22 protein-coding genes are annotated in these 21,106 nt (G+C 31.5%); 4 read left to right on the top strand and 18 right to left on the bottom strand.

What is annotated here, in order from left to right:
- Positions 1-8: 8 nt before the first annotated feature.
- The 3 genes from spoVAE to spoVAC form a co-directional block, all read right to left on the bottom strand.
- Complete coding sequence (spoVAE, locus tag FYJ33_RS06800) at positions 9-368, bottom strand: stage V sporulation protein AE (RefSeq protein WP_154530995.1); 360 nt, start codon at positions 366-368, stop codon at positions 9-11.
- 70 nt (positions 369-438) lie between these two features.
- Entirely contained in the window at positions 439-1,452 is a 1,014-nt protein-coding gene (spoVAD, locus tag FYJ33_RS06795) for a stage V sporulation protein AD (protein ID WP_154530994.1), read from the bottom strand.
- 12 nt (positions 1,453-1,464) lie between these two features.
- Positions 1,465-1,920, bottom strand: coding sequence for a stage V sporulation protein AC (gene spoVAC, locus FYJ33_RS06790; RefSeq protein ID WP_154530993.1), 456 nt, complete (start codon positions 1,918-1,920; stop codon positions 1,465-1,467).
- Between the two features lie 169 nt (positions 1,921-2,089).
- Between spoVAC and FYJ33_RS06785 the strand changes: the two genes are divergently transcribed.
- Complete coding sequence (locus FYJ33_RS06785) at positions 2,090-2,440, top strand: hypothetical protein (protein WP_154530992.1); 351 nt, start codon at positions 2,090-2,092, stop codon at positions 2,438-2,440.
- Between the two features lie 79 nt (positions 2,441-2,519).
- The gene (locus FYJ33_RS06780) at positions 2,520-3,494 is read left to right on the top strand and encodes a phage lytic cycle repressor MrpR family protein (protein ID WP_154530991.1); all 975 of its coding nucleotides are present in this window, start codon (positions 2,520-2,522) and stop codon (positions 3,492-3,494) included.
- Positions 3,495-3,848: 354 nt separating this feature from the next.
- On the opposite strand, the gene sigF is transcribed toward FYJ33_RS06780, so the two are convergent.
- From sigF to FYJ33_RS06745, 7 genes are all read right to left on the bottom strand, one after another.
- Complete coding sequence (sigF, locus tag FYJ33_RS06775) at positions 3,849-4,607, bottom strand: RNA polymerase sporulation sigma factor SigF (protein ID WP_154530990.1); 759 nt, start codon at positions 4,605-4,607, stop codon at positions 3,849-3,851.
- Positions 4,608-4,615: 8 nt separating this feature from the next.
- Complete coding sequence (spoIIAB, locus tag FYJ33_RS06770; protein ID WP_154530989.1) at positions 4,616-5,047, bottom strand: anti-sigma F factor; 432 nt, start codon at positions 5,045-5,047, stop codon at positions 4,616-4,618.
- Between the two features lie 13 nt (positions 5,048-5,060).
- Entirely contained in the window at positions 5,061-5,396 is a 336-nt protein-coding gene (gene spoIIAA, locus FYJ33_RS06765; RefSeq protein ID WP_154530988.1) for an anti-sigma F factor antagonist, read from the bottom strand.
- A gap of 339 nt (positions 5,397-5,735) precedes the next feature.
- Positions 5,736-8,048, bottom strand: coding sequence for an AAA family ATPase (locus tag FYJ33_RS06760; protein ID WP_154530987.1), 2,313 nt, complete (start codon positions 8,046-8,048; stop codon positions 5,736-5,738).
- A 661-nt stretch (positions 8,049-8,709) separates the two neighbouring features.
- A complete protein-coding gene (deoC, locus tag FYJ33_RS06755; RefSeq protein ID WP_154530986.1) occupies positions 8,710-9,369 on the bottom strand; it encodes a deoxyribose-phosphate aldolase in 660 nt (219 codons plus the stop codon).
- A 20-nt stretch (positions 9,370-9,389) separates the two neighbouring features.
- The gene (locus FYJ33_RS06750) at positions 9,390-9,782 is read right to left on the bottom strand and encodes a hypothetical protein (protein WP_154530985.1); all 393 of its coding nucleotides are present in this window, start codon (positions 9,780-9,782) and stop codon (positions 9,390-9,392) included.
- A 21-nt stretch (positions 9,783-9,803) separates the two neighbouring features.
- The gene (locus FYJ33_RS06745; protein ID WP_154530984.1) at positions 9,804-10,754 is read right to left on the bottom strand and encodes a DUF4003 family protein; all 951 of its coding nucleotides are present in this window, start codon (positions 10,752-10,754) and stop codon (positions 9,804-9,806) included.
- Between the two features lie 325 nt (positions 10,755-11,079).
- Here FYJ33_RS06745 and FYJ33_RS06740 point away from each other — a divergent pair, with 325 nt between their 5' ends.
- Entirely contained in the window at positions 11,080-11,490 is a 411-nt protein-coding gene (locus FYJ33_RS06740) for a hypothetical protein (RefSeq protein WP_154530983.1), read from the top strand.
- A 238-nt stretch (positions 11,491-11,728) separates the two neighbouring features.
- Here the strand turns inward: FYJ33_RS06740 and FYJ33_RS06735 are convergent, their stop codons facing one another.
- On the bottom strand, positions 11,729-12,016 hold the full coding sequence (locus FYJ33_RS06735) for a DUF503 domain-containing protein (protein ID WP_154530982.1): 288 nt from the start codon (positions 12,014-12,016) through the stop codon (positions 11,729-11,731).
- Between the two features lie 291 nt (positions 12,017-12,307).
- On the bottom strand, positions 12,308-14,860 hold the full coding sequence (locus FYJ33_RS06730; RefSeq protein WP_154530981.1) for a calcium-translocating P-type ATPase, PMCA-type: 2,553 nt from the start codon (positions 14,858-14,860) through the stop codon (positions 12,308-12,310).
- A 483-nt stretch (positions 14,861-15,343) separates the two neighbouring features.
- Here FYJ33_RS06730 and FYJ33_RS06725 point away from each other — a divergent pair, with 483 nt between their 5' ends.
- The gene (locus tag FYJ33_RS06725; protein ID WP_328598662.1) at positions 15,344-16,984 is read left to right on the top strand and encodes a putative manganese-dependent inorganic diphosphatase; all 1,641 of its coding nucleotides are present in this window, start codon (positions 15,344-15,346) and stop codon (positions 16,982-16,984) included.
- 374 nt (positions 16,985-17,358) lie between these two features.
- Here FYJ33_RS06725 and FYJ33_RS06720 read toward each other — a convergent pair whose 3' ends face one another.
- From FYJ33_RS06720 to FYJ33_RS06695, 6 genes are all read right to left on the bottom strand, one after another.
- A complete protein-coding gene (locus FYJ33_RS06720) occupies positions 17,359-18,129 on the bottom strand; it encodes a flagellar hook-basal body complex protein (RefSeq protein WP_154530979.1) in 771 nt (256 codons plus the stop codon).
- Positions 18,130-18,327: 198 nt separating this feature from the next.
- Complete coding sequence (locus FYJ33_RS06715) at positions 18,328-19,098, bottom strand: flagellar hook-basal body complex protein (protein ID WP_154530978.1); 771 nt, start codon at positions 19,096-19,098, stop codon at positions 18,328-18,330.
- Complete coding sequence (locus FYJ33_RS06710) at positions 19,099-19,266, bottom strand: hypothetical protein (RefSeq protein ID WP_154530977.1); 168 nt, start codon at positions 19,264-19,266, stop codon at positions 19,099-19,101.
- Positions 19,267-19,298: 32 nt separating this feature from the next.
- Entirely contained in the window at positions 19,299-19,721 is a 423-nt protein-coding gene (locus tag FYJ33_RS06705; protein ID WP_154530976.1) for a hypothetical protein, read from the bottom strand.
- 17 nt (positions 19,722-19,738) lie between these two features.
- Complete coding sequence (locus FYJ33_RS06700) at positions 19,739-20,455, bottom strand: FliA/WhiG family RNA polymerase sigma factor (RefSeq protein ID WP_154530975.1); 717 nt, start codon at positions 20,453-20,455, stop codon at positions 19,739-19,741.
- Positions 20,456-20,468: 13 nt separating this feature from the next.
- Positions 20,469-21,095, bottom strand: a complete 627-nt coding sequence (locus FYJ33_RS06695; protein WP_154530974.1) for a flagellar brake protein — start codon at positions 21,093-21,095, stop codon at positions 20,469-20,471.
- Positions 21,096-21,106 lie beyond the last annotated feature (11 nt).

Below are 21,106 nucleotides of genomic sequence, written 5' to 3'. Positions count from 1 at the left end.
TATAAAGATTAATTTTTAGTTTTAGGATTAAAAATCAGTGCAGCTAAATAACCAAAGAATATTGAAGCAGTGATACCTCCTGCTGCTCCTTTAATTCCTCCAGTAAATGCTCCGATTAATCCATTTGAATCCACCTCTTTTTTTACAGCCTTAGCGAGTCCATTGCCAAAACTCGGAAGAGGAACTGTTGCTCCAGCCCCTCCTATCTCAACGATTTTATCATATATATTAAAAGACCCTAGTATTACTCCCAAAGTTACAAACATAACAAGAATTCTTGCAGGAGTAAGTTTTGTTTTATCCATTAAAATCTGTGCAATAACACAGATAATCCCTCCTACAACGAAAGCCATTAAATATGATTTCATCCGTATTCCTCTCTTTCATTAATTATATGTATATTTAAGTACACTGTCAAAATAAATACTCTTCCTGCATCTAATCGAATTCGATAGCTACAGCATGTGCAATTCCTGGTATTGATTCACCCTGAAATGAAGATGTTGTACTCATTAGTGCTCCTGTAGATATAATAAGAGCCCTCTTTATTTCCTTCATCATCATTTTTTTATACAGATACCCACAATAAACTACTGCCGAACAGCCACATCCACTTCCTCCACTTTGTGTATTTTGTTCATCATCAAAGAAAATAAGGCTTCCACAATCATTGTAGACTTTTGATATATCATAATTATATTCTTTAAGTAGGTTTATAGTTAACTTTCTTCCTACATTACCAAGATCTCCAGTCAATATAATATCATAATAGTCGGGTGTTCTTCCTGTATCTTTAAAATGTGTGTTTAAAGTATCAATTGCAGCTGGTGCCATGGCTGCTCCCATATTTGCACTATCAAGTATTCCATAATCTTTAACTACACCAGTAGTTACATAAGTTACCTCAGGGTAATCTCCTTCATTTCCAAGAAGCATTGCTCCTGAACCAGTTACAGTCCACTGGGCACTTTCTGCTCTCTGTGATCCATATTCAAGCGGATATCTGTACTGTCTTTCAGCTGTACTGAAATGTGATGATGTTGATGCTATTACATGATCTGCGAAACCTCCATCCATAAGCATAGCTCCAAGACTCAATGATTCTGTCATTGTAGAACAGGCTCCATACAACCCAAAGAAGGGTATTTCAAGGTCCCGCGCTGCATAATTTGCTGATATTGTCTGATTAAGAAGATCTCCAGCTAAAAAGTAATCTATATCGTCACTTTTAAGTCCTGATTTTTTTATCACCTCATTGACCACAGTGTACATCATAGTACATTCAGCTTTTTCATAACTGTCTTTGCCAAGCGTATCATCATCAAGTATTATATCGAAATAATCTTTTAAAGGTCCCTTGCCTTCCTTAGGTCCTACAATACTTGCTGTTCCAATTATCTTGGGGGGATTTTCAAACTTAACTGTGTGTTTTCCAACCCTTTTGAGTGCCATAATATCATCTCCTTAAAATAAAGTTATTATCCAATATATTAGCCCTGCAATTACAGAGCTTCCTATTCCATATACAAGCACAGGTCCTGCTATTACGAACATCTTTGCTGCAACACCAAAAACGAATCCTTCTTTCTTAAATTCAATTGCTGGTGATACAACAGCATTCGCAAATCCTGTAATTGGAACAACTGTACCAGCCCCTCCATATTCAGCAATTTTGTCATAAATATCAAGACCTGTAAGAAGTGCGCCTAAGAACACCATAATTACAGGCACGATATTAGATACTTCTTCCTTTGTATATCCAAAGTTCGTAAAAAGGTTTGTGAAAAACTGCCCCACATCGCAGATAAGCCCACCTACTATAAATGCATATATGCAGTGTTTCAAAAGATTTGGCTTTGGAGTATCTGAAACAGAAAGTGCATGAAATTTTCTTTGTACAATTTTCTCTTTATCAGACATAAAGATTCACCTTCCTATAAATATTAGTATTATGTATTTTATTCTTTACTACAAAGCACTTAAATATTACTTTTTATAAAAATTCACTCACATATTTTCTCTATGACAGTAATTATTTCGTATAGAATTTAATAAATATATTGTAAGAAGAAATCTTGGAGGCTTACTGATGCGCAAAAACAGAAGAGATTTGGAAATAAAATTATCTGCTGTTATTCAAAAGTTAAATGATAATAAGGAGTTCTCATCACATGTAATAAACAATTTATTAAACAGAATTGAATTTACTAAGATTAATTCGATCTTTAATATTTCTACTGTAGATTGCTTTAATATATCAGATGCAGAACTATGTCTTTTAACTAATGAAGTAAGGAAAAATATCCTTTCTCTATCAGATTTAAATTATCGTATAGATAAGAAATCTCTCTTAGAGTTTGTAAAGATTAGTGAACCAAAACTTTGGTTTGATGATAAAGAAATAGCAGCTAGTAAAAATTTATTCATATCGTATAACTAATACAATAATAAAAAAAGTTGAAAGTCATTCTCTTAATGTACTTTCTTAAATATGTTTTAGCACTTTTTTAGGGGGGACTATGAAAAATTTTAATTCTGAAACTTTAATTTCTAATAAAAATAATTTTTTAGAGTCTGCTAAGAATAATTATTCAGAAGGCAGTTTAAAAACTATCCAGACTCTTTTTCATAAAGTAAGGCCCTTTGAAGAACTTTTTTGCAAAGACTTGTATGATTTTAATCTAATTGAACTAAAAACTTTTCTTGCAAGCCTTAGAAGCAGCAAGAAAACAGTAATTTCAAGCAACGTAAGCAGAATTCGTGCTTATACAGACTTCGCAAAAGAAAATAACCTTATTACAGTTCCTTCTCCAGGCATACAGCTAATTAAAAACAGTGATTTCGATGAAATCTTGTTTAAAGCCAAATACGAAGGTAAATTCGTAACTTGTAACGAGTTATTCAAAATCGTAGATAAGCTTAAAAATTATCAAGATAAAGTTATTCTTGTTCTTGCCTGGAACGGAATCATGGGTGAAGGTTATAAAGATATGCTTTCTCTTAAGATTAATCAGTTTAATTATAAGAACAGATGCATTAAGTTAAAAAATGGTCAGCGTATAAGACTTGACGATAAGTCTTGCACAATAATATTTAATGCAATAAATGAATGTAAGTATCTTACTTATAAGGATGGTAAAGATTTCAAAACATTAAATGAAGACAGCCCATATATAATTAAAGGCAGAAAATATGATAATTATACAGGTGAAATCAATCCACCATTAAAGGAAAATGCAATCAAGCGAAGGATGATGATGTTTAAAAAAATATTAGGTGTACAGTATGTATCAAACAAATCAATCTGGCTTTCAGGTATAGCATGGCGCTTAATAGATATTGAAAATAAAACACATAAAGACATGACTCTAAATAACATTATGGAATATTTATATCTCAATGATTACAGGAGTAACCCGTCAGATATAAAAGGCATAATGAATCTGCTGAAAACTAAAATTGAAAGAGAAAACAAAGACAATAATAATGTATAGTTAAGGATGTTTCTCCTACAGAGAAACAAAGGCGTATCTGCAAAAGCAGATGCGCCCTTATTTTTGTTATATAATTACTTCAACCAGCACTATTTAGTGAACAACTAATAACGAACAGTGAATAGTGAATAGTTATGGATAAAATTCATTGCGCCATGCTTATGAATTTAATAGAATGGAGGGCAGGCCCTCCAAACCTCCTGCGAAATTACAGAACGTAATTTCGCCTGTATTTTTGAACTGCGCTTTAGCGAAGTTCTTTCCTTAACTATTCGTTATTCTCTGTTCACTATTCACTTTTCTAAAACTCCCTTGGAGTTTCATCCTTAATCTAACATTGATCAATGGTCAATATTATTCCTTAAGGCTATTCCTAATCTCCAATAGTACCTTCTTTTCAATTCTAGAGACCTGCACCTGACTTATGCCAAGCATCTTTGCCACTTGTACCTGTGTCTTATCTTTAAAATATCTAAGCATAATTATCTGTCTTGATTTTGCTTCAAGATTAGCTAGTGCTTCTTTCAGCGCTATTCTGTTTATAAGATCCGTATTATCATCATCATTCTGCTTTATCTTGTCTATAAGCAATACGGGTGCACCATCATCCTGATGAACTGTATCATATAGATATTGTATTCCTGCTGTAGATTCTAAGGCAAATAAAATCTCTTCTTTATTATACCCTGAGTACTCAGCTAGTTCATCAATAGTAGGCTCCCTATCTAACTTTTTAGCCAGTTCCTCTTTTTCAAAATGAAGTTGTTTTGCAAGACTTTTAGTACCACGGCTTACTTTTATCATGCCATCATCCCTTAAAAATCTCTTAATTTCACCCATAATCATTGGAACAGCATAAGTTGAAAACTTAACATTAAATGATGAATCAAAATTTTGTATTGCTTTTACAAGACCTATAGATCCAATCTGATAAATATCTTCGTATTCATAGCCCCTGTTAATAAATTTCTTGCTTATTGATGAAACAAGCGGCAGATTTAATTTTATAAGTTTATCCATGGCATCTTTATCACCATTTTTCGCATCTAATAACAGCCTGTCATTATCCTTATAGGTCAGTTCTTCTTTATTATTATAATTTTCTGCACCCATAACATCACCTAACTGATAGCCTTAAATGCTTTTTTCATTACAATTTTAGTACCATGCCCTTTCTCGCTGTACACCTCCACACTATCCATGAAAGTTTCCATCATTGTAAATCCCATTCCTGATCTTTCAAGATCTGGCCTTGATGTATAAAGAGGTTCGCGTGCCCTTTCAATGTTTTCTATTCCAACTCCTTCATCAACTACTGTGACAGTTACGTTTCTTCCTTCTATGCTGCATTCCATTTTTACAGTTTTACTTGTATCTCCTTCATAACCATGTATTATGGCATTAGTCACAGCTTCTGATACTGCAGTCTTTATATCGGAAATCTCATCCATTGTTGGATCAAGCTGCAAAACAAATGAAGCTACTGCAACTCTTGCAAATGATTCATTTTCTGACCTGCTCATAAATTCTATTTTCATCTTATTATCTATCATCAAAACCCCTCCGCTACATGCAACTAACTGCTTCTTGCAAGTCTTTATAATTTTTTATTACTTTAAACATTCCAGATAATTCAAATACTCTCTTAACACTGCTGTTTAAATTAACAGCAGCAAGTTCACCTTTTTTTACAAGAAGCTTTTTATATCTTCCCAGTACCATGCCTATACCTGAACTATCCATAAATCCTACTGAAGAAAAATCTAAAATAACTTTGTTTATCTTCTCCCTATCTATCATGTCATCTATCTTAATTCTTGCTTCTTCTGCACTATGATGATCAAGCTCACCTATAAGTGTCACTATAAGGATTCCATTTTTCATATCAAATTTTAAATACATAAGCCCGGAATTTTTTTAAATTATTTAAAAGTCAATTAATACAGTCTCAATTTAAAATATTCCTGTCCACCTCCCGCCTAACTTCTTTTTCAATATTTTACCATATATATCCAATTTATTCAAGCAGGTTTTATTTTTAAGTTTCATTAAAAATTCGAGATATGGGATAAGAGATTAGATCAAAGGTTGCAATCATCATAACTGATTTCTAAATTATAATGGAGGTTTCACCTGCAAACTTCTCAATTCAAATAGTTTTTCAATTGAATTTGTCCTGTTATATTGAAACTCCCCTTTAATGGGGAGTTTCTTCCTCTTCTCATCTCTCTACTTTCTTATCTATTTATTATTTTCGTAGAGCTTTAATTCAATTTTGATTTTCTTTAACACATCGCCTACTTTTGTCTTCTTGTCACACATTAAAACTTCTATCGCATCATAAATTGTATCCATTGAATAAAGTTTAAATTTTCCCTGTTTAATAGCATTTTCAACCTCTTCATTAAGAACCACATCATCTACATTGGCTGATGGAATAAGCACTCCTTTATTTTCTATAGTATCCAAAGTATTGCATATATTAAAAAATCCCTCTATTTTCTCATTTACGCCCCCTATAGGCTGTACATCTCCAAACTGATTAACAGAGCCAGTAACTGCAATGTTCTGCCTTACTCCTATTCTGCTTAAAGCAGATATCATACATACTATCTCCGCTACTGATGCGCTATCGCCTTCCAGTTTTCCATAAATCTGTTCAAAACTAAGATTAAAATCCACTGGTAATTTAGAATAAGGATCTATAAATGAATTAAATAAAGAACTTAATATGCTAATTGATTTCTCATGAATTGGCCCGCTTAGATTATTTTCCTTCTGAAAATCTAGCAATTTACCTGAACCTTTGCTGCATAAACATGTTATCCTTATAGGCTTCCCAAAGCTTTCTCTGCCTGTATCAATTACTGACAAACCATTAATGCTACCTGAAATCTTAGAAGTTACATCAATATTTATTTTTCTATCAAGATAATAGTCAAGCATCTCCTGCTGAAGAAGGCTCTTTTTATTATAGATATCCACAATATTTTTCCTGCATATAGACTTACGCCCCTCTTTTACTGCCTTATCATTTGAAATAAATAACATCTTATCTATTTCCATTTCATCAAGAATAATTTTATTCCTACATTCTGCCTTTCTGGAAAGAATTCTTGCAACCTCTACAAGTGCCTCTTCTTCAATAGGTAGTAGATTATTATCTGTTATCAATTTCATAATATATGATACCAATGCTGAATTATCATTTCCTCTTGAATTCAAAGATACTATAGGATTGTACTCAGATGTCAGTTTAAATATTTTTTTAAATTCATCATCATAAGAATAAAACAAATTGTATAAAGTAAAATCACCAATCAATATAACCTTAACATCAGCTTTTATAGGTTCAGGTTTTATAGTATTAAGTGTGAGAAGTTCTAGATTGCTTTTATTATAATCAAAATTAACTTTGCCACTGAACAGGAACTTTCTAAGCTGCTGATAACTACCTGCTGTATTAGCAACAGAATTTGCATTTAATATAAGGCATCCTTCATTTGCCCTTAAAATATCTCCTGCTTTTATAAGGCTGATATCTGTAATATATGCTCCCTTATCAGTTTCATATTCTATATCTCCAATCAAATTCTGAACTGTGGGATTTTCCTCATATATTACAAGTGGACTTTTATTACTACTATTATCAACAAGAAGATTAACATTATATTTAGATAATATATACTCTATTTCTTCAACATCTGATTCATAACTTATGGAATAATTATCAACTAAACTCTTCTCTGTGAAATCACACAATTTATCTATATAAAAAACAGCCTGCTGTTCATTTTCCAATTTATTTTTAATGCTGTTTTTAATATCCTTCATCTCATCGCTAAGAGTTTTCTTCAATATTTCTTTTAATTTGCATTTTGCAGCAAGCTCTAGTTCCTTAAGTTTTTCAAGTACTTTTTGTGCCTCTGCCTTAAGTTCTGCAGCTTTATCTGCAATATCCACTTTCTTCTCACTCTTCAGTTCATCGTATTCCTTTTCTGTCATGGCTGTTTCATTTTCCTTTAGTGGTATAAATGCAAAACCACTCATAGTTGTTTTCAAGTTAAAACCAGCCTTTTCTGCCATTTCTGTTAGTTCATCCATATACTGATTTCTCTTTTGAGCTAATCCATCGATGATGTTATCCTTCTCACTGCTTAATGATGAATTATAAAAATCAAATATTTTTTCCTGATATTCTTTTTTGAGCTTATCAATGCACTCCTTAAACCTCTGCCCCATACCATTAGAAAGGAACATAGCTTTTGGTTCTCTTTTCTCTTCATAAGTTACATATAAAATATCTTTCGGTTTATTCTTTTCTGTTAATTTTCTGCTCACACACTTAATAATTTCATTCAGTTTTTCTTTGGAGAAATTATCTATTATATATAGATTGTATCCTTCACGTCTTATGCTGAGAGATTGATCTATACTGTCATAAATTGAGTCCATGTTGGGAATGTAATCCTGTGAATTTCCTTTAAGCCCTTTAGCTATATCTATCTTTTCAAAGTTAAATACAACCTGAGCTGGAGTTAACTCTTTTACCATAATTGCACCCACAAGCAAGAAAAGTTTTCTTTTCTTCTTAAGAGTCTCCCTCCCTTTTTTATATAATCTTATTATATTAATATTCTTCTATACCATATTTAGATAATCATTTTTACAAAATAAATGTTTTTTTTGAAATCCCAACGATATCATGTATAATAAATACATGGTTGTACACTAATGAGCATCTCATATAGTTCAGTACAAGCATCTAAAAATGTATAATGTATAATTGCGGATAAAATTAGCTTTGCTTTGCCTGCTAATTTTCTAATGAAAAGGTAAAATTTATTAATAAAAGACTTGAATACAATACTGCGGAAGCTATTGAGTGTGCAAAAACACAAGGTTTTCCTTACATAGATAAGTATAAAAATTTAATTCTAAAAGCAGAATTTTAATTTCAATTTATATAAAATCATGACCATCTAATAATAAATTCATAAGTCATAATGCATAATGAAGGACAAAATTCATGCCCTCTGTTTATGAATTTTAATAAATGGAGACAAATCCTCCAAACCTCTTACAATAAACCATTAAGCAGAGTTTCAAAGAGGACAATCCTCTTTTTAGAACTGCCTCTTGGCAGTTCAATCCTTAATGATGAACTATTAACTATGAATTATGAATTAAAAAAGCACCTTTCGGTGCCTTTTTATTATTCTGCTTTTTCTACGATTGCTATTGAAGCTGAAGCTCCTATTCTTGTTGCCCCGTTTTCTAAAACAGCCATTGCATCTTCGTAAGTTCTTACTCCGCCTGAAGCTTTAACTCCCATTTCTGGTCCCACTGTTTCTCTCATAAGCTTAATATCTTCTGGAGTCGCTCCTCCAGTTGAAAAACCTGTTGATGTCTTAACATAATCTGCACCAGCTTCTTTTGCAAGCTCACATGCCTTTACTTTTTCTTCATCAGTAAGAAGACAAGTTTCTATAATTACTTTGCTTAACGCTCTGCCTTTTGCAGCATCAACAACAGCTTTAATATCATTTTTAACATATTCATAATCCTTGTCTTTTAGTTTTCCAATATTTATTACCATATCAACTTCCTGTGCACCATTTTTAATAGCATCATCTGTTTCAAATGCTTTGACTGCAGAAGTATTTGCACCTAAAGGAAAACCTATTACTGTACAAACTTTTACTTTACTTCCTTTAAGCAGTTCACTTGCTAATGAGATATTTGCAGGATTTATACATACAGATGCAAATCCATATTCTAAAGCTTCTTCACAAACCTTTCTAACTTCTGCTTCTGAAGCATTCGCCTTTAATATAGTATGATCAATCATTCCAGCTAATTGTTGTTTATTCATGTGACTTCCTCCATAAACTATTATGATTTTTTACTATTTTCATAAATAGTGCATAAATAAAATAAATCTAGCACTACAAGTACAACACTAATTATACAACCTATCAGCAAAAATTTAAACGATATTATTATTATAATAGCCAAAAACACTGAATTTATAAACATTATGATATTTACTGTTTTTACGCCAACATTAGATATTATGATAAAAATCAAATGTATTACTGATAAAATCAATACCATCATATTCTGCGTTTCTGTTGCATCACTATAATATGGCACATTAATTTCTGCAATATCTAATATAGATGCTACAACCAGCATAAGAGATAATAAATACATAAAGATTAAACTCCATATTTTTAGTTTACTTGTCTTTTTTAATTTTCTCTTCTTTTTCTTTGATTTTGTCATAAAATAACACCTTCATTATTTTTAAATTGTTGAACTTAAAAGAGACTTGGCTTGTCCGTCTAATTCATATGAAATACACATAGCTATTACTGCGTTTAATATAATTTTATTTACATTATACTCTCCCAAAACTACGATCATGGAAAGAACATATCTGAATGACTTATCCATATAGAATGTATACTCTTCAAACTGCTCTAGATATTCTGATGATTTTCTTGACTCTTCAACAAATTTATCTGCATCTTCTATAAACATAGATGCTGCTGCAGCAATTGATACATAGTGCGTAGGTAATGCATAGCCAATTTCTTTTGATTTTACAAGTATTTGTTCTGTCTTATTCATGTTTTCATCATAACTGTCCACATCTAATGCTAGTACGTTCACAAGGCTCTGTGCACCATTATTAGTTGTATATTCTTTCTCTTTTACATCCTTAAGCGCACTGTCAAGAATAACCCTGTAATCCTCTGTACTTATATCTGTTAATGCAAGCAGTATACATACAAGATAATCATCACTTGATGTAATATTGGTATAATTTTTATGCATGAACGAATAAAACATTACTATTCTTTTAATTACTATATCTTTATTTCTGTTTCCTGCGCACTTTGCTAACACCCATGATGATATTGCAAGATATGCTGACTCCTTAAGGCCTTCATTTCTTAAGCTTTCTTCCCATTCGTTTATCTTTTCAAAAGTCTGCTGCCACTCATCTTCTGTAGAAAGCAGTATTGAAAGCATATTTAAAGAATCTCCTCGAAAGCTTGAAAACCATGGCGTAACTTTGATAATATATTTCCTAATTCTTTTAATAAGATCATAATTCAATTCTCTATCTTCATTACAGTATACTATTGAAGCAAAATTGTTTATTTTATTTCCGTCATATCTTAATTTTTCTTCAGCTTCTCTATAATATCTATCTAGTTTATTTAAATTATTTTTAATCTTTTCTATCATTTTATAATGCCATCTCCCTTGTAGAGCTTAGAGATACTAGATTAGAGTATAAGTTTTTTTATACTCTATAATATGATTTTAATAAATGTTTTAACTAATTGCAACTGCCATACTATTATTTTATACTTTATTAATATAGATTTAATTATATATTAATATTTGCGACAAATTTTACATAAAGTTATAATATTTTTAAGGTATCTACTTAATGTTAACCTTTTAACTTATTTATTTTTATGATAAAATAAAAATAAATAAGTTAAAAAGCTAATAATAATTATTTAAGATATTTCTAAATTATATTTAATATAAAGGAGTTTACAAAATGGGATTTAAAGACAAATTAACAAAGTACTATACTGATTCATATATGCAAAAATATGGGGACAGAATGACTCAATTTCAAGGAAATGTTATCTCAGTTAAAGTAGAGGAAAAATGTATCCTATGGATATTCCATAAAATACAAGCCTTTTTAATTATAAAGCCTGAAAGAAGTAGAAGCATAATAAAATGCAGATACAGAAAAAACAAATGGTTCAAGAAGCCAGAATTTATGAAAATTTCTCAAGGGCATACTGTAATAGTTCAAGGTTTAAAATCTCAGGTAAGTAAAAAAGATCCTGCTGAAATAATCGATGTTATGAACATATTAAATATGACAACTAAGAAAGACCTTGTACCAGTAGACCATTCACAACTTAAAAAAGTTCGTCAGAAACAGGTAATGAGATAGTAATTGACAATTATCATTTTACAATTTGCAATTATAATGCCAAGTGTAGAATGCCAAATGAAGGTAAAAAAAAACCATGCTCCTATGGAGCTGGCTTTTTTATTTTTAATGGAGGAACCTCCTCTTTTTTAAGCAAACATACCAAATCTTTGATTTGATATGTTTGCTTATGCCTTGGCTCGAAACTCCCTTAAGGAGTTCCAACCTTCATTTGGCACTTGGCATCTGGCATTTGGCATTAAATATTAATTATCTCATGTTCAATATGTACCATTTCTGCATCGGTATTCTCTTCAACAAAAGACAGTATGTTTTCCATTGTTGAATCACACTGTGCTGCACTTCCACATACTGCTGATATTCCTATGACTATACTCTGATGTATATCCTGATCTTCTACTTCTGCTACTGAAATATTAAACTTGTTCTGCAATTTATGTACAATGCTTTTTACTACCATCCTCTTCTCTTTTAAAGAATGAACCCATACTGCACGCAACCTTATCTTCATTACTAAAATATCCATAAAATCACCTTTCATCTTGACTTATTTGTCTTATGTAATAGTATACCCAGTAAATATGAAAGAAAAAACACATACAAAAATTTAGAATTTAGATTTTAAATTTTAAAATTAAAGGATTAAATCAGTAACCTGACTTTTATATTATAATGGAGGTTTCACCTTCAAACCTCTGAATTACTTATTCAGAAGATTTAAAGATATCAATGTTCTCCTTTTACGAACTCCCATTAAGGGAGTTCAATCCTCAATTCTACATTCTGAATTCTAAATTCTAAATTATATTAGTCTATATTATTTTACTTTTGTCTTTATATATAGATAAGTGCTATTAACTAATGCAATAAATCCTGAAAGTATTATTACTATAATCCACTGGTTAAGGTTAAGCATTGCTGTGTGAAAAACACCTGCAAAGAATGGAATATATATTACTGATATCAACATTATTATAGAAATAGTTACTGCACCAACTAAATATGGATTTGTAAACAGCTTTATTTCAAAGATTGAATGTCTCTCTGATCTGCATTCAAAAACATGGATTAACTGTGATAAAACTAATGTTGCAAGTGTCATTGTTCTTGCTACTGTCATACCATAGTCAAAATAAATACCAGCAATAAACGCAAATAAAGTACATACACCTATAAGAACTCCTCTTACCAATATCTTTTCAGCAAGTCCTCTTGAAAAAATGCCCTCATTCTTGTCCCTAGGCTTTAAATCCATTATATCTGGATCAGGCGGATCAACACCAAGTGCTATGGCTGGAAGTCCATCTGTTGCCAAATTTACAAGCAGAATCTGAATTGGTAAAAGTGGATTAGGCAGATAAAATAAAGATGCTAGGAACATTGTAAGAACCTCTCCTAAATTACATGAAAGAAGATATCTTATAAACTTCCTTATATTATCATAAATTACTCTTCCCTGCTCAACAGCTGAAACTATAGTCTTAAAATTATCATCCATTAATATCATTGAAGAAGCTTCCTTTGTAACATCTGTACCTGATATACCCATGGATACTCCTATATCAGCTTCCTTAATTGCCGGTGCATCATTTACACCGTCTCCTGTCATCGCAACTATATTGCCGTTCTTCTTAAATGCCCTTACTATTCTTAGTTTATGGTTAGGACTAACCCTCGCAAATACCCTGATATTTTTAACTTTTTCTTCAAGTTGGTCATCTGAAATAGCTTCTATCTGAGATCCTGTCATTACCTGCCCTATGTTATTACATATTGACAACTCCTCTGCTATAGCAAATGCTGTATTTTGATGATCTCCTGTAATCATTACTGGTGTAATACCTGCCATCTTGCACTTTAATACAGAATCTTTTGCTTCAAGTCTAGGAGGATCAATACTTCCAGCTACTCCAACAAAAATCAAATTGCTCTCCAACATACTGTTCTTATTTAAATTTGTATCTTTATACGCTGCACCTATGCATCTTAATGCTTTATTAGACATTTCATTTATCTTATTCATTACCTTTTTCTTTTTAGATGGCTCAAATGTCTTTACTTCATTACCTTCAAGTATATAGCTGCACTTATCAATAAGCCTCTCAGGTGCACCTTTTACAAGACATATTTCCTTAGTGCCATCCTTGACGATAACACTCATCATTTTTCTTGTAGAATCAAAAGGTATCTCATATACCCTCTTATACTTTTTCACATATTCCTCAAGCTTTGGAGTACTATTAAAAAATGCAGCAATCAAAGCTGTTTCTGTAGGATCACCATTTAATGTCCTTGTAAAATCAGCGCTCTTAAAATCATAATTTGTATCATTGCATAAGATAAATATTTTTTTAAGTAATTCATCATTGCATAGATCGCCTTTGTTTAATCGAATATTTTTTCCTCTTACATATATCTCTTTTACTGTCATCTTGTTTTGTGTCAGTGTTCCAGTTTTATCACTGCATATTACAGAAGTACATCCAAGTGTCTCCACAGCAGGTAGCTTTCTTACTAGTGCATTTTCTTTAAGCATTCTGTTTACACCAAGAGCTAATGCTACAGTAACAATTGCAGCAAGTCCCTCTGGTATAGCAGCAACTGCCAGAGAAACACCTAAAAGAAACATTTCAGCTATGTTATTTCCTCTTATTATACCTAGAATTGTTACAGCTGCACATATTATCAAACATATTATTACAAGAATTTCTCCAAGTGATTCAAGCTTCTGCTTTAATGGAGACTTCTCAGTCTCTATTTCCTGAAGCATATTTGCTATCTTGCCCATCTCGGTATCCATACCTATTTCCTCTACTTTAATAAGCCCCTTACCTTTTAAGACAGTTGTACCCATAAATATCTTTTTATCTTTTTGATTTACACCCTTATTAACTCCTACTGATTCTCCTGTTAATATTGATTCATCTACCATGATGTCATTACCCTTAATTAAAGTACCATCTGCAGGGACTTTATCTCCTGCTTCAAGAATTACAATATCACCAACAGTAGCATAAACAGTATTAATTACTTTTACACGCGCCTCCCTTATCACCTTACATGTAGGTGCTGAAAGACTCTTTAATGCTTCCAGTGATTTCTCTGTTTTGTATTCCTGTAAAAATCCAAGGATTGCATTTAATATTACTATAATAAGTATTGTTATTGCATCTGCTTTCTGTCCCATAATACCTGAAATTATTGTTGCTGCAATAAGAACCCAGGTAATAAAATCGTTAAATTGACTAAAAAACAATCCTATTGCTGATATTTTTTTCTTTTCCTCTAATTCATTATAACCGAAAGTATCGTTTCTTCTTTTTGCTTCTTTTTCTGTAAGTCCATATATTGTGTCATCTTCCTGAATCAAAATTTGTTCCCTCCCACATCTTAATCGCTATTGTAATATATGAGATGCTTACATTGATTAGAACAATTTTATAATTTGCTTTACTTTTTTTCATTAAATTTATAAAATATAAGTTGGAACTAGCGCAGAGTTTAATATTTTATAAACATATAATTATTTTAATACTATTGGATTTATAGACTAGATTAGAGATAAGAACTAAGAGAGAAGAGAATCGGATGAAACTCCGTACGGAGTTTCAAAATAAGAGGACAAATTTCTCTTAAAATCTCTTTTAATAAGAGGCTTGGAGGTGAAACCTCCATTAAAATTTAGAAATCAGTTGCGTAGCTATACTGATTCCATCCTGTTCTCATATCTCTACTCTCTTATCTCAAAGCCATCTTAATATCTTCATTTGTTTAGAAGTTTATATTATAGTTTATAAAGTACATATTCATGCGAAGATCTATAACAAAGGTAATAACAAGGAGGAAATACATAGTGAAAAATGTAGTTTATGTTACTGGACACAAGAATCCTGATTCAGACTCAATATGTTCTGCTATTGCATATGCAGAATTAAAAAATAAAACTAGCAATATTCCTGCAATGCCAGTAAGACTTGGAAATGTAAACCGTGAAACTCAGTTTATACTAGATTATTTCAAAGTAAAGGCACCAGAATTTTTAGAAACTTTAAAGCTTAAGGTAAGTGACCTTGAAATAGATACTTTCGAACAGGTTACAAAAGATATGTCATTAAGACAAGCTTGGGAAATCTTAAAGAAAAACCAGATAAAGTCAATTCCTGTTACTGATAAAAAACAACAGCTTATTGGAATGCTATCAAGTGCAAACCTTACTTCAAGCTACATGGATAACTGGGATAACTGCATATTAGCAAAGAGCAATACTTCTTTAGATAATATTCTTTCAGCACTTTCTGCTACAGTAGTTTATGAAAATAAAGACGTTACTGTATTCCCTGGAAAGATTGTTGTTGGAGCTATGACTCCTGAAAGTATGGACAACAGAATTGCTGAAGGTGATATCGCTATAATTGGTGATAGACTTGATGCTCAGGAAAAACTTTTAAACTTAAAAGTTTCTTTAATGATATTAACAGGATCTCATTATCTTCCAGATAACCTTATGGAACTTGCTAAGAAGAACAACGTAACTGTTATATCAACTCCTCATGACAGCTTTACAACTTCAAGATTAATTGTACAAAGTGTACCAGTTGAATATGTTATGCAGACTGAAAACTTAGTATCATTTAATCTTGATGATCTTGTAGAAGATGTTAAGGCAACAATGAGTGAAAGCAGATTCAGAAGCTACGCTGTACTTGATAATGAAGGCAAAGTTGTAGGTTCTATATCTAGATATCACTTAATCTCTAACAAGAAGAAAAAAGTTATCCAGATGGACCATAACGAAAGATCTCAGTCTGTAAACGGACTTGAAGATGCAGAAATACTTGAAATAGTAGATCACCATAGAGTAGCTGATATTCAGACAGCAAACCCTATATTCTACAGATGTGAACCAATCGGAAGTACATCAACAATCGTTGCAAAAATGTACAACGAATATGGAATAACTCCATCTAAAGAAATCGCTGGATTATTATGTGGAGCTATAATTTCAGATACATTACTATTCAAGTCACCAACTTGTACTCCAATTGATGAAGCTATATGCTTAAAGATGGCTGAAATAGCTGGTATAGATGCAGAAAAATTTGCACAGGAAATGTTTAAAGCAGGTACTTCTTTACAAGGAAAATCTGTTGATGAAATCTTCAACTCAGACTTCAAGCCATTCAACATCGGTGATGTAAAAGTAGGAGTTGCTCAGGTTAATACTATGGATATAGAAGGCTTCATGCCATTAAAAGAAGAAATGCTTAACTATATGAACAGCAAATGTTCTTCTGAAGGATATGATGCATGCATGCTTCTTCTTACAGATATAATCAAAGAAGGATCACAGGTACTTGTAGCTGGTACTAAACCAGAAATAGCTGAACTTACTTTCAATGTAACTCTAGAAGACAGTACAGCTTACCTTCCAGGTGTTCTATCAAGAAAGAAACAGGTAGTACCACCAATGACTGCTGCTATATTAAATATGTAATATTTAGAAGAAGCCCATATGGGCTTCTTTTTTTGAACTTTAACATACTTATACATATCAATTTAATTCTAGAAAAGAGTTCATAATTCATAACGCATAATGCATAGTTTAGGATAAATTAGCTCGCATTGCTTGCTAATTTGAGCTTATATGGAGGCAAATCCTCCAAACCTCCTAAATAATTAATTCAATTAAAGTTATATAAAATTCTTTATTTATTGCATATAAAAAAAACGTCCATAAAAGAACGTGTTTTTTGTATAAAAGTATATTTAAATAATATCTTCATCTTTCAACTCCAAGAATTTTAAGATCTATGCAGAGCCAACTTGGAGCGTGCCGACGGAGGGCTCGAAATAGATCTTAAAATTCTATTATCTTCTAAGCTGGTTTACCATGCCCCACATTTCATCAGCAGTTGTTATTGCTTTGCTGCCTAACTGAAATGCTCTCTGAGCAGTTATCATATCTGTAAACTCCTGTGCTATATCTATATTTGCATTTTCAAGAAATCCTTGTCTTACAGAAACATCTGTCTGTCTGTAAACTTGAGCACCTTCTGAAGGTACATAAAGATTGTCTCCTTTTGCTATAAAGCCAGTACTTCCTACTGCATTATATACTGGAAGTTCAGCTACTTTTTTGATACCTCCATTTTCGCTTAAAAATATTTCACCATCTGTATTTACTGTGAATGTATTCTTATAAAACTTTGTATTATTTTCGTTATATCCCTCCATAAAATTAAGCTGTATCTTGTTTCCTGATGAATCAACAAGTTTGCCATCCACATCTACCTCAAAATTTCCTGCTCTCACATATGCATCTTGTCCATCACTTGTTTTCACTCTGAAGAATCCTTCCCCATCAATAGCAAAGTCAGTACTTATTCCTGTTTGAGTAAGAGTTCCCTGCTTATAATCACGTACCCATCCAGTAGTCCTTACACCAGTTCCAGTATAAGCATTCTTATCACTAGTTGGGTATCCCTGTCTTTCAAGTGTTTCACTAAGCAGATCCTTAAACTGAACATCTACCTTCTTATATCCTGAAGTTCCAGAGTTCGCTAAGTTATTTGAAATTGCATCTAATTTTTCCTGATTGGCATTCATTGCTGACTTACCATTCCATAATACTCTAAACATATTTACTCTCCTATTTTAATTTATAGTTAATAATGTAGAATGTATAATTATAGATGGACTTCCCTGAGGGAGTCCTAAAAAGAGAGAAAATCTCTCTTTAAAACACTTTTAATCATATATTTCAAAGGTTTGAATACAGAGACTTCATTAGATTTTGTAAATCAGCCTGCTGATTTAGTCCTTAATTATACATTATTCTTATACCTTACCGATTTGTGTTGCAGCCTTACCTAAAGTATCATCAACCATCTGCACCATTTTCTGATTAGTTTCAAATGCTCTCATTGTTGACATTAAATCTACCATTGTATTAGTTAGATTTACATTAGATCTTTCAAGATACTTATGTTTGATATTAGCATTGTTTACTGCCAACGCATTATTTCCTCTATAAAGATTATCGCCCATCTTTGTAAGATTAGCATTATAATCATTAAAATCTGAAATTGCAAGCTGATATCTTGGTATACCATTTAATACAATATTATTGTTTGTATCAAAAGTAATTTTAGAACTTCCAAAATTCATTCTAGTAATAGCTCCAGTATTAATATCCCTTCCCATTACATAGTCACCATTGTCTGTAACAAGATATCCTTCATTATTAATATTGAAGTGTCCATCTCTAGTATAGTATGTGTTATTACCTCTCTGTACTGTAAAGAAACCTCTTCCTTCAATCGCAAAATCAGTATCTCTGTCGGTACTTGATGTTATTCCCTGGGTAAACTTAGTATAAGTTTCGTCAATTCTTGTACCTAAAGTAATTTCTCCAAGTTTATTTGTAACATTCTTTCCTCCAACAACTTTATCTCTATTCTGCACCATGACTTCCTTAAAAGTCTTAGTCTTTAAATCATCTGCTTTGTATGCAGTAGTATTAGCATTTGCCATATTATTTGTGATAACATCCTGCTTTGCTTCAAGCGCTATCATTCCTGAAACTGCTGTATAAAGACTTCTTATCATCTATTTTTTCACATCCTTATCAAAAATAACTTTAACTTCATCACGATATATCATTCCATATTCTCTTGCTTTTTCTTCTACTTTAGCCTTAGATAAAGCATGCTGCCTATCAGACATAAACATTACGGAAGTACCTATAATAATGCCAATACCTATTCCTATAAGCACTTTTCTATCGCTTAAAAAATTAAAAATATCCTTTAATATTTTAATATACCTTTTATTAATAATACTTCCCCCTTTCCTAGTCCTGTAAGAGCACATATTTCATCATCAGATTTTCCTTCTTTAAGAAGTTTTTTTATCTCTTCTGATTTTTTATCATCGGTTTTTGGGGGACTTTTTTGTTCATCAACCCCATTATCTATTTTATCGTACATTACTTCACTTTTTTTAGTTATTTCTGATATTTGTTTTTTTAATTCTTCAATTTCTTTTTGAACTTCTGTTATATTTTCAGCGTACTCTTTTCTAATCTCACCAAGCTTTATATCATATTCATTAATATTATCCTGGCGTTCCTTAAGAACTGCTGTAAAACTGCCGCTATTTTCTTTTTTAACTGCATTAACATTAAAGACAATAAGAATTATTGCTATTAAAAATAAAATAAATGTAACCATTTCTTTTACCTCTTTATCTAGAAATGCATCTTTTTAAGAGTATTTCTTAAATTTACTATTGCTCTGCTATGAAGCTGACATACTCTTGATTCTGATACATTAAGAACTTTACCTATTTCTTTTAGTGTGAATTCTTCATAATAGTAAAGACTAAGTACTGTTTGATCTCTTTCACTCAGCGTTGATACTGCTTTCTGAAGTAGCGTTAGTTCTTCTTTTTCTTCAAGAAGTTTTTCAGGGCTTGGACTGAACTTATCTTCAATCATTCCTTTAAAAGAAATTTCCTCATCTTCTGAAAAGATTGTATTTTCTAGAGACATTATTGATATGTAATTTATGTAATTCTCAATTTCTCCAATTTCACTATATGTCATGTTCATAGCTTTAGCTATTTCTTCCTTAGTTGGTTCTCTCATCAAGGTATTTTTAAGTTCATCTACTACTGCATTATATTTATTTAACTTATCCATTGCACCTTTAGAAATAGGACTATTTTTTCTTATTTCATCTATCATTGAACCTCTTATACGAATAGATGCATATGTTGAAAACTTCATTCCTTTTTCTTCATCAAATTTATTGAATGCATCCATTAACCCAACCATTCCACATGACACAAGTTCTTCAAAATCAAGATGTTTACTTTTACCAAGTATAACACGTGATGCTATGTATTTAACTAATGGAATGTATTTTTCTATTACTTCTCCCTTAGGTAATGACTTAGTAGACATAAGCTTTTCCTCCTTAAATTACCTCATTATGTTTTCTCATTATCTGAAAAACTAATTGAATTATCTTTTCTCTATCCATTTCACTAATATCTATGAATTCTACCCCATAAGTATAATCTCCGTTATCATTTGTGTTTCTTCTGACAACTTTGCTTTTTATGAATATTTCATTATCATGATATTTAAGTCTTAATGTTATAAGTTCTTCTTTTTCTATTTTATCTGCTGTTCTAAATTTTAATCCGCCACCACTTAAATCAATCATTGTGGCATTTTTAAATGTAATACTACTGCTATCTTCGTTAATTCGATACTGTACAGATTCCAAGTAACTTACTCTGACAAAATTTCTTCTTTGTATTCTTTCTATATCATATGGTTTTCCTAAAGTAAGTAGTCTTACTGCACCATCTGCACTTCTTTTTATGACCTTGCACTTAAAAGAATATACTCTATCTCGTTCTCCATAATACACTATATGAGTTTCTTCACCTATTTCTAAAGGAAGATATTTGCCCTCTGAACCTGGAAGATATATTGATATACTATCATCTTCGACATCTTGTATCTTACTTTTATAAATTTCTTTATTATAGAGAACTTCAATATTATCATTAATTTTTATTTCAAAATTAGCCATATTAACTTTCC

Source organism: Inconstantimicrobium porci, assembly GCF_009696465.1.
Lineage (GTDB): Bacteria > Bacillota > Clostridia > Clostridiales > Clostridiaceae > Inconstantimicrobium > Inconstantimicrobium porci.
This window is presented reverse-complemented; position numbering and strand designations above follow the sequence as displayed.

What these genes read in the sequence shown, in the direction of transcription:
- FYJ33_RS06760 (WP_154530987.1), bottom strand. Translation starts at nt 8,048, where the DNA reads ATGGTAAAAGAGTTAACTCCAGCTCAGGTTGTATTTAACTTTGAAAAG.
- spoVAC (WP_154530993.1), bottom strand. Translation starts at nt 1,920, where the DNA reads ATGTCTGATAAAGAGAAAATTGTACAAAGAAAATTTCATGCACTTTCT.
- sigF (WP_154530990.1), bottom strand. Translation starts at nt 4,607, where the DNA reads ATGGGTGCAGAAAATTATAATAATAAAGAAGAACTGACCTATAAGGAT.
- FYJ33_RS06745 (WP_154530984.1), bottom strand. Translation starts at nt 10,754, where the DNA reads ATGATAGAAAAGATTAAAAATAATTTAAATAAACTAGATAGATATTAT.
- spoVAE (WP_154530995.1), bottom strand. Translation starts at nt 368, where the DNA reads ATGAAATCATATTTAATGGCTTTCGTTGTAGGAGGGATTATCTGTGTT.
- FYJ33_RS06700 (WP_154530975.1), bottom strand. Translation starts at nt 20,455, where the DNA reads ATGTCTACTAAGTCATTACCTAAGGGAGAAGTAATAGAAAAATACATT.
- FYJ33_RS06705 (WP_154530976.1), bottom strand. Translation starts at nt 19,721, where the DNA reads ATGGTTACATTTATTTTATTTTTAATAGCAATAATTCTTATTGTCTTT.
- FYJ33_RS06740 (WP_154530983.1), top strand. Translation starts at nt 11,080, where the DNA reads ATGGGATTTAAAGACAAATTAACAAAGTACTATACTGATTCATATATG.
- spoIIAA (WP_154530988.1), bottom strand. Translation starts at nt 5,396, where the DNA reads ATGTATTTAAAATTTGATATGAAAAATGGAATCCTTATAGTGACACTT.
- spoIIAB (WP_154530989.1), bottom strand. Translation starts at nt 5,047, where the DNA reads ATGATAGATAATAAGATGAAAATAGAATTTATGAGCAGGTCAGAAAAT.
- FYJ33_RS06780 (WP_154530991.1), top strand. Translation starts at nt 2,520, where the DNA reads ATGAAAAATTTTAATTCTGAAACTTTAATTTCTAATAAAAATAATTTT.
- FYJ33_RS06715 (WP_154530978.1), bottom strand. Translation starts at nt 19,098, where the DNA reads ATGATAAGAAGTCTTTATACAGCAGTTTCAGGAATGATAGCGCTTGAA.
- spoVAD (WP_154530994.1), bottom strand. Translation starts at nt 1,452, where the DNA reads ATGGCACTCAAAAGGGTTGGAAAACACACAGTTAAGTTTGAAAATCCC.
- FYJ33_RS06695 (WP_154530974.1), bottom strand. Translation starts at nt 21,095, where the DNA reads ATGGCTAATTTTGAAATAAAAATTAATGATAATATTGAAGTTCTCTAT.
- FYJ33_RS06750 (WP_154530985.1), bottom strand. Translation starts at nt 9,782, where the DNA reads ATGACAAAATCAAAGAAAAAGAAGAGAAAATTAAAAAAGACAAGTAAA.
- deoC (WP_154530986.1), bottom strand. Translation starts at nt 9,369, where the DNA reads ATGAATAAACAACAATTAGCTGGAATGATTGATCATACTATATTAAAG.
- FYJ33_RS06735 (WP_154530982.1), bottom strand. Translation starts at nt 12,016, where the DNA reads ATGGATATTTTAGTAATGAAGATAAGGTTGCGTGCAGTATGGGTTCAT.
- FYJ33_RS06785 (WP_154530992.1), top strand. Translation starts at nt 2,090, where the DNA reads ATGCGCAAAAACAGAAGAGATTTGGAAATAAAATTATCTGCTGTTATT.
- FYJ33_RS06720 (WP_154530979.1), bottom strand. Translation starts at nt 18,129, where the DNA reads ATGTTTAGAGTATTATGGAATGGTAAGTCAGCAATGAATGCCAATCAG.